This window comes from Streptomyces sp. NPDC054840, from assembly GCF_053611065.1.
Map to the genome: position 1 here is coordinate 1 of NZ_JBSGZP010000385.1, position 7,081 is coordinate 7,081.

A 7,081-nucleotide genomic window follows, 5' to 3' on the forward strand; every position below is an offset into this window, starting at 1 on the left:
GCCATTGACCGCCGCAGTTCGCGACATCCGTGATCCGGGGCTTTTCGGCGCCGTCGGACAGCGACAGGGTGGTGATGAGGTTGCTGCCCCGGATCGCCGCCCAGACGAAGCGGCCGTCCCCCGAGACGAGCGCGACCGACGGGTACTCCCTCGCGTCCGCCGCGTCGTCGCCCGAGCCCAGCGCGACCTCACCGGTGGGGTACAGGCGCCCGGAGGTGGCGTCCCACCGGCAGACGGTCAACTGCGGTTCCAGCTCGTGGACCACGTACGCCACGTCCCCGCGAGGGTGGAAAACCACCTCCCGGGGACCGCTCCCGGCACGCAGCGGCGTCTCGGCACGTACGCGGAGAGGCCCGCCGGCCGGATCGGGCACGCACACGCGTACCGAGTCGGTGCCAAGGTCCACGCTGAGCACCCAGCGGCCGCTCGGATCCGGCGTCACGTGGTGGGCGTGCGGGCCGGCCTGCCGTTCGGGGTCGGGCCCGCTGCCGCGGTGGCCGAGGACGACGGCGGGGCCCTCCAGCCGGCCGTCGCGCGCGATACGGAGACCGCTCACGGTGCCCGACGCGTAGTTGGCGATCAGCAGCCGGTCCCCGACGACGCTCACGTACGCCGGCCCGAGGCCGTCGACGGGGACGGGCCGTCCGAGCGGGGCCAGACCGTCGGCGGTGATCCGGTAAGCGGCCGCCAGCCCGTGATCGGTCCCCCCGGCGGCGTAGAGCACCTGTCGGTCGACGGACAGGGCCAGGCACGAGGAGTCCCCGGCACCGTCGACGACGCTCAGTACGGTCAGCGCCCCCGTGACTGGGTCCACGGCCGCCGTGGTGATGCCCTGGCCTCCGCCGGAGGCGAACGAACCGATGTGAGCGCGCTGTCCGACGCTCTGGTACGTGCTTCCCGCGCCGCCCACCGGGTGGTCCTTCCGCCGTCGGTCCGCTGCTACCCGGGCGAAGCTAGCAGCCGGCTGCCACGAACCCGTGTCGACCGGGCCGGCGGGGGCGGCGGGTTCAGCCGTCCGGTCGTGGTACCTGGCCACGAGCCACCACTGGTTCGACGAGGATCGCACCGACGGCCACGACGGCGTCAACAGCCGTTGCGCACCTGGGTCGGTCGCCGGGTCGGCGGGCACCCGCTCGGGGCCCGCCGTGCTTCCGGGCCTTCCTCGGCGCGTCGCCGGGGAGGGCGCCGGGTGGGTCGGCGCTCAGGGCCGGCGCCACCCGTCGTGGTCCATGTGCGACCCGGCCATCGGTCCCATCCGCAGCATGCCGCCGTCCACCACCCAGGATGCGCCGGTGACGTAGGAAGCCGAGGGTCCGGCCAGGAAGGCGATGACGGCGGCGACCTCGTGGGCGTCGCCCGGCCGGCCTGCGGGAATCCCCGGCCGGGACTCGGTGCGCACGTCCTCGTCCTCCTGGCCGGTCATGGGGGTGGCGATCTCTCCCGGGGCCACGGCATTCACGGTGATTCCGTACGCGGCGAGTTCGAGTGCCATCACCTGCGTGAGGAGACCCAATCCGCCCTTGGCGGCGCAGTAGGGGCCGGCGCCGACGCGCGGCTGGTGCTCGTGGACGGAGGTGACGTTGACGATCCGGCCGCCGGTGCCCTGTCGGATCATGTGCCGGGCAGCCCGTTGACCGCACAACAGCGGCCCCACGAGGTCGACGTCGAGGACCTGGCGAACGGTGGCCAGGTCCAGGTCCAGGAAGGGGGTGGCGGTTCCGGTGCCCGCGTTGTTCACGAGCACGTCGATGCGCCCGAGTCCCTCGGCGAGCTGGTCGATGACGTCGGCGGCGTCGGGAAGGTCGGTGAGGTCGAGCCGGGCGAGCACGGCGCGCCGACCGCGGGCCCTCACCTCGTGGGCCGTGCGCTCGGCGCCCTCCTCGTCCTCGTGCCAGGTGATGCCGACGTCCAGTCCGGCCGTGGCCAGATGCACGGCGACGGCGCGGCCGATTCCCGAGTCGGAACCGGTGACCACCGCCGTGGTGGGGGAAAAGTCCAGAGGACTGATCATGGTCGAGCCTCCCGTCAGGGCCAGGAGGGTTCGCGACGGGGCACCACGACCAGTTCCCCGACCACGCTCCCGGCGGGCACGGACAGCGCGTACATGACCGTGTCGGCGACGATCTCCGGACTCTGGAGCAGAGCGGTGTCGGCCTCCGGGAACCGGTCCATGATGAAGGCGGTCTCCATTCCGCCGGCGATGATCCCGGTGACACCGATCCCGGTGCAGTCCCGCTGTGCCTCCTTGAACAGGGTGTGGGTGAACGCCCGCAGACCGGACTTGCTCGCCGCGTAGGGGCCCGCTTCCGTCCAGGTCCGGTTGGCGGCGGTGGAGAGGATGTTGACGATGTGGCCCCCGCCCGCGGCCACCATGCGCCGGTATGTCTGCAGGCACAGGTACATCGGGCCCAGCAGGTTGGTGGTCACCACGTGCTTGACCTCCTCCGCGGTCAGGTGCTCGACGGACTTGGACACGTCGACGGCCGCGTTGTTGACGAGGACGTCCACCCGACCACCGTCCGCCTCGACGTCTCCGAGGACGGCCGCCACAGCGTCGGGGTCGCACACGTCCATCTCGACGAAGCGGGCACGGCCGCCCGCCACGACGAGGTCCGCGCAGAGCTCCTGAGCGAGGTCCTTGCGTACGTCGGCGACCAGGACGGAGGCGCCGGCTGCTGCGAGCCGCCGCGCGATGGCCGCGCCCAGACCCCGGGCCCCGCCGGTGACCAGAGCCTGCTTGTCCGTCAGGTCGACCTGTGCCGCGCTGTTCATGCTGTGCCTTGCCTTCCCTCGGTTCCGGCGGGCCGGTGCCACCCCCGGGAGGGGAGGGGCCGGCGCCGTCGCGTCGTGTGGGACTCACTCTGGGCAGGGACCGGGCACCGGGCGCGCGGGGTTAGGCCACCAGGCGGCTCCCACGGTTCTCCTGGTTGCCGGCTCCCCGTCCGGCACGGACGGGGACGTCAGGGCAGGCCGAGGCTCAGCGCCGGACGACTGCCGACCTGACCGTCGCCCATGGCGGGATCGGCGAGTGCGAAGACGTGGCCGGAAACGGTCGGGCCGGCCTCGGGCACGGCCTGCACGCGGTGGAAGAACGTCTCGTCGAAGCAGAAGCCCCGCCCCGCGCCCACCTCCTCCAGGTGCGGCGTGCTGCCGAGTCGTGCCCGCTCGTGGTGCAGCGCGCTCCTCGCCACGCACACGGCTCCTCGAACCTGTTCGTGGTCGAGGAAGGCGGAACCGGGGGGCAGCACGTTCCAGGCAAGGACCCACACCCCCACGTCGCCCGTTCGGAAGAGCTGGATCCAACTACTCTCGCCGTGCCCTCGTAGCAGCAGTGGCCGCCAGCGCCTGTAGTCGTGTGCGACGTCGAAGGCGATCTCCAGGAGTTCCTCCGTCCGGGGCTCTCGACCGTCCGCCGCCCAGCGCGTCCGACCCGCTCTCCATGTCCCCTCACAGCCTCGGAAGCGGCCGGATGTCAGGCGCCGCCACCTCGAACAGGTCCGCCGATCCGGAGAGCTCCAGTAGGCGCACCATCTGGTGGCTGAGTGCCGTCAGCCGCAGTACCCGCCCCGATTCCCGGGCCCGCCGCCGTACTTCCAGAAGCACGCCCAGACCGGAGGAGTCACAGAAGGAGGAACGCAGGAGGTCGACGACCAGCACGCCTCCGGGTGGTGCCCCGTCCATGGCCGCCATCAGCTCCGACCGGAGGGTCTCCACGTGATCGAGGTCCATTTCCCCGCAGACATGGACGACATGGGTCTCATCGGGATTCGCCTCCAGAAGGTCCGAGCCCGAGTCCGCCGTCGTCGTAGTCGTCCCGTTGGTGCCGGTCATGGCGTGCCTCCTCGTACAAGAGGCGTATGCCCAGACCGAGGTACCACATGCCTGACCCCCATGAGCCCGTAGGCGCCGGGAGTCGCAGCTGCCCGCAGTCGAGCCGGCCGCGCAGGGGCGGCACTTCAGTTCCGCCCGGACTAGTCTGCCCCTTGAAGGCCGGTGAAACCGCCGCTCAGGCCTCGCGTGGGGCGGCTGCGGGGACTCGGTTCGAGGTGCGGGGCGGGCGCGGGCGCGGGCGAGTGACGCAGGACCAGCGCAGGAAGGATCCAGCACCCGGCGCACCACAGGGCGAGGGTGGCATCGAGGAGCAGAGCGGTCAGGGGGCCGGTGATCTGGCGCAGCACGATCAGCAGGCCGAGGCCGGTCATCACCAGCAGGAGCGTCAGCCCCACCGACAAGAGGCGGGACCCCCACAGGGCTGTCTCGGGTTTGACCCCTCTGCCGGTCACTAGTGCTGTGACCGGAAAGGTTCACCGGGTCACGACGCCCGGCACGGCACCTCGCCGCGTTGTCGGACCGCGCGAGTACGTCCAGTACGAGCCGCGGCCCTCCGCCTTGCGATGCACCACACCGGACGCCGCAACCCGGCAAACCTTCCCGGCCACCGCACTAGGCGGTGCAGGGCCACCGGACCGGTCAGCGCCGCCATCGCTCCCGCGCCACACAGGACGCACACGAGGTAGAGCAATCGGTCGAAGCCTGTGAGGCGTGCGAAAGCCGGAGTGAACGCGACCGCGAGCAGGAACGCCAAGAACAACTGGACCGCTGTCAGGACCACCCGCACTTCATGCATCAGTTCCAGCCACAGCCGGTCCGCGCGTTCGTCGCAGGTCTCGATGCGTTCCCCACGTTCGACGCGCGCGCGATCATGAGGAGCCTCCGGGTGTGTATCCGCGCGGTATCTGCGCGATTCTCGGATCTTCTTCCTGCCGCTACCCGGAGAGGGGATCGTCAAGCGCGGTCGCGTCGGCCTTGGGCCGAGGGCATCGAAGCCGTCCTGTGCCGGCACGGCGCCCTGTGCGGGGCCGACGGTCTCCGGAAGGCTCACGGGCCGTGGCCGCCGCGGTCTTCCCAGGGCCCGCCGGCCGTGGCAGCGCCGGCGTCGAGGAGATCGACCATCTGATCGAGGACCCTTCTGAGATCCTGCCACGGCGTTGCGCGACTCTCCGGGTCGTCGAACGTCTCGCCGCGGCGAGTCCTCGGTTCTCCCGGCTCTCGTGATTCCATCGGTGCCACCGTTCCTTGCTGACCCTGCCGGCCCTCCTTGTGACGGCCACTCGCACAGGCAGGCCGGGGCATGTGCACGATCAGTGGGCGTCTTCCCCCATACCGACCGTCCATGCCGCGGTGACCCATGGTGGGCACCAGCGGGGCTCCCCATCTGCGGCAGGAATGGGCGGACTGCCGACCGAGGCACGGCGGCGGGGCCCCCGCTCGTGCCTGCCCGCTCATGCCTGCCCCGCGCGGAGGTCTGCCCCGCGCGGAGGTCTGGCCCTGGGCGCGGGTGCTCGATCGCAGGTGGTGGTATGGCCGGCCCGGCCCCGGGCAGGCGCACCGTATGACCGTCTTCGTCGGCACGTCGGGATGGCAGTACCGGGACTGGTCGGGCGTCTTCTACCCGCCGGACCGGCCGCAGCGGCTCTGGCTGGAGGAGTACACGCAGCACTTTCCCACGGTGGAGGTCAACAACGCCTTCTACCGGCTGCCCACGCCCGAGACGTTCGCGCAGTGGAGGGCCCGCACTCCACCCGGATTCGTCATGGCCGTCAAGGCGAGCCGCTTCCTGACCCATGTCAAACGGCTGCGCGAGCCCGCGGAACCGGTGCGACGGCTCATGACACACGCCGCTTCCCTGGGTGACCGCCTGGGCCCGATCCTCCTCCAGCTACCACCGACGCTGCGGGCCGATGCGGCCGCCCTGGACACCTGCCTGGCCTGTTTCCCCGCCGGCGCGCGGATCGCCGTCGAGCCGCGCCACGTGTCGTGGTGGACCGATGAGGTGCGCGCGGTGCTGGTGGACCGCGGCGCGGCCCTGTGCTGGGCCGACCGCGGTTCCCGGCCCCTCACCCCGCTGTGGCGGACAGCGGACTGGGCCTACGTTCGCTTCCACGAGGGCCGAGCCAGACCCTGGCCCCGCTACGGGCCCACGGCTCTGCGCAGTTGGGCAGACCGCATCGCGGACGCGTGGCCCCGGGACGCGGATGTCTACGCCTACTTCAACAACGACCCCGGCGGTGCCGCCGTCATTGATGCGCGGGCCTTCAACCGTCTGGTGGCGCGCCGGGTGCACGGGTGACCGTCGGGGCCGGGACGACCGCGGGCAGACGGGACGGCCGCCGGCCCCCTGCGAGAAGTCAGCGCCGTGGTGGCAGAGAGTGGAGCGTGACGTCGTACAGCCGCCCGTCCGCAACGGTGAGCGTCATGAACGAACAGAAGGGCTGGCGCCTTCGGTCGGTGGGCGAGCCCGGGTTGAGCAGGCGCAGTCTCCCCGACGTGGTGTCCCACGGGATGTGGCTGTGGCCGAAGACCAGGACGTCCAGCTCCGGGAACCGTGCGGCGCAGCGCCGCTCTCGGCCGGCGGCCGCTCCCGTCTCGTGCACGACCCCGAAGCGCACTCCTTCCAGCTCGGCGTAGGCGACCTCAGGAAGTCTGCGGCGCAGCCTGGGGCCGTCGTTGTTGCCGTACACGCCGATCAGCCGGCGGGACCTGGATTCCAGTAGGTCGAGCGTGGCCTCATCGATCCAGTCCCCGGCGTGGATGACGGTGTCGGCGTCGTCGACGGCGGCCATGAGATCGTCCGGCAGCGACGAGGCGCGGGTGGGGAGGTGGGTGTCCGAGGTCAGCAGGAGCCGCATACGTTCCACGGTAAGGACCGCCGCCGGCGCCCGCATCGGCGGACACGGCCCGCTCGCCGGCCGCGGCCGAACTGCTCCGGGTGCACAGGGCTCCGGCGCGCGGCCGACCGCCGGCCTCGTCGACGTCGAAGGGCCCCCGGTTTCGTGACCGCCATGGCGACGCCGCGTCACATGTCTGCCGCGCTGGTCGCCTCCCCCGCATCCCGCGCCTCCCCCGCGCCTCCCGCGTGGCGCTTCCCCGGCGATGGGGCCCTGCCCGGACGCCCATCGCCGGGACATCCCGCCGCTCCCTGGCCGCGAGGCGGGGTGACGGGAGCCGTCTCAGTCGGCGGAGAGGGCCTGGAGGAGGTCGCCGACCTGCGGGTCGGGCAGGGCGCGCGCAACATCCGCCC

9 protein-coding genes and 1 pseudogene are annotated in these 7,081 nt (G+C 72.0%); 2 read left to right on the plus strand and 8 right to left on the minus strand.

Features of this window, described 5'->3' with window-relative positions:
* The 7 genes from ACWGIU_RS24445 to ACWGIU_RS24475 form a co-directional block, all read right to left on the minus strand.
* On the minus strand, nt 1–910 hold a 910-nt coding region (locus ACWGIU_RS24445; protein ID WP_453709090.1), incomplete at its 3' end, for a lactonase family protein.
* 291 nt (nt 911–1,201) lie between these two features.
* A complete protein-coding gene (locus tag ACWGIU_RS24450; protein WP_453709092.1) occupies nt 1,202–2,011 on the minus strand; it encodes an SDR family oxidoreductase in 810 nt (269 codons plus the stop codon).
* Nucleotides 2,012–2,025: 14 nt separating this feature from the next.
* A complete protein-coding gene (locus ACWGIU_RS24455) occupies nt 2,026–2,772 on the minus strand; it encodes an SDR family oxidoreductase (protein WP_453709094.1) in 747 nt (248 codons plus the stop codon).
* Nucleotides 2,773–2,960: 188 nt separating this feature from the next.
* Nucleotides 2,961–3,191 (minus strand): hypothetical protein, encoded by a 231-nt coding sequence (locus ACWGIU_RS24460; protein ID WP_453709096.1) that lies wholly within the window; start codon nt 3,189–3,191, stop codon nt 2,961–2,963.
* A gap of 256 nt (nt 3,192–3,447) precedes the next feature.
* Entirely contained in the window at nt 3,448–3,831 is a 384-nt protein-coding gene (locus ACWGIU_RS24465) for an STAS domain-containing protein (RefSeq protein WP_453709098.1), read from the minus strand.
* Nucleotides 3,832–3,971: 140 nt separating this feature from the next.
* Nucleotides 3,972–4,226 (minus strand): hypothetical protein, encoded by a 255-nt coding sequence (locus ACWGIU_RS24470; protein WP_453709100.1) that lies wholly within the window; start codon nt 4,224–4,226, stop codon nt 3,972–3,974.
* An 86-nt stretch (nt 4,227–4,312) separates the two neighbouring features.
* The gene (locus tag ACWGIU_RS24475) at nt 4,313–5,215 is read right to left on the minus strand and encodes a DUF6328 family protein (protein WP_453709102.1); all 903 of its coding nucleotides are present in this window, start codon (nt 5,213–5,215) and stop codon (nt 4,313–4,315) included.
* A 177-nt stretch (nt 5,216–5,392) separates the two neighbouring features.
* On the opposite strand from ACWGIU_RS24475, the gene ACWGIU_RS24480 reads away from it, so the two are divergent.
* Nucleotides 5,393–6,130: a DUF72 domain-containing protein gene (locus ACWGIU_RS24480; RefSeq protein WP_453709104.1), complete on the plus strand. Its 738-nt coding sequence runs from the start codon at nt 5,393–5,395 to the stop codon at nt 6,128–6,130.
* 58 nt (nt 6,131–6,188) lie between these two features.
* Here ACWGIU_RS24480 and ACWGIU_RS24485 read toward each other — a convergent pair whose 3' ends face one another.
* Entirely contained in the window at nt 6,189–6,689 is a 501-nt protein-coding gene (locus ACWGIU_RS24485; protein WP_453709106.1) for a metallophosphoesterase family protein, read from the minus strand.
* 171 nt (nt 6,690–6,860) lie between these two features.
* Here ACWGIU_RS24485 and ACWGIU_RS24490 point away from each other — a divergent pair.
* Nucleotides 6,861–7,081, plus strand: a pseudogene (locus tag ACWGIU_RS24490) (hypothetical protein); the annotation flags it as partial.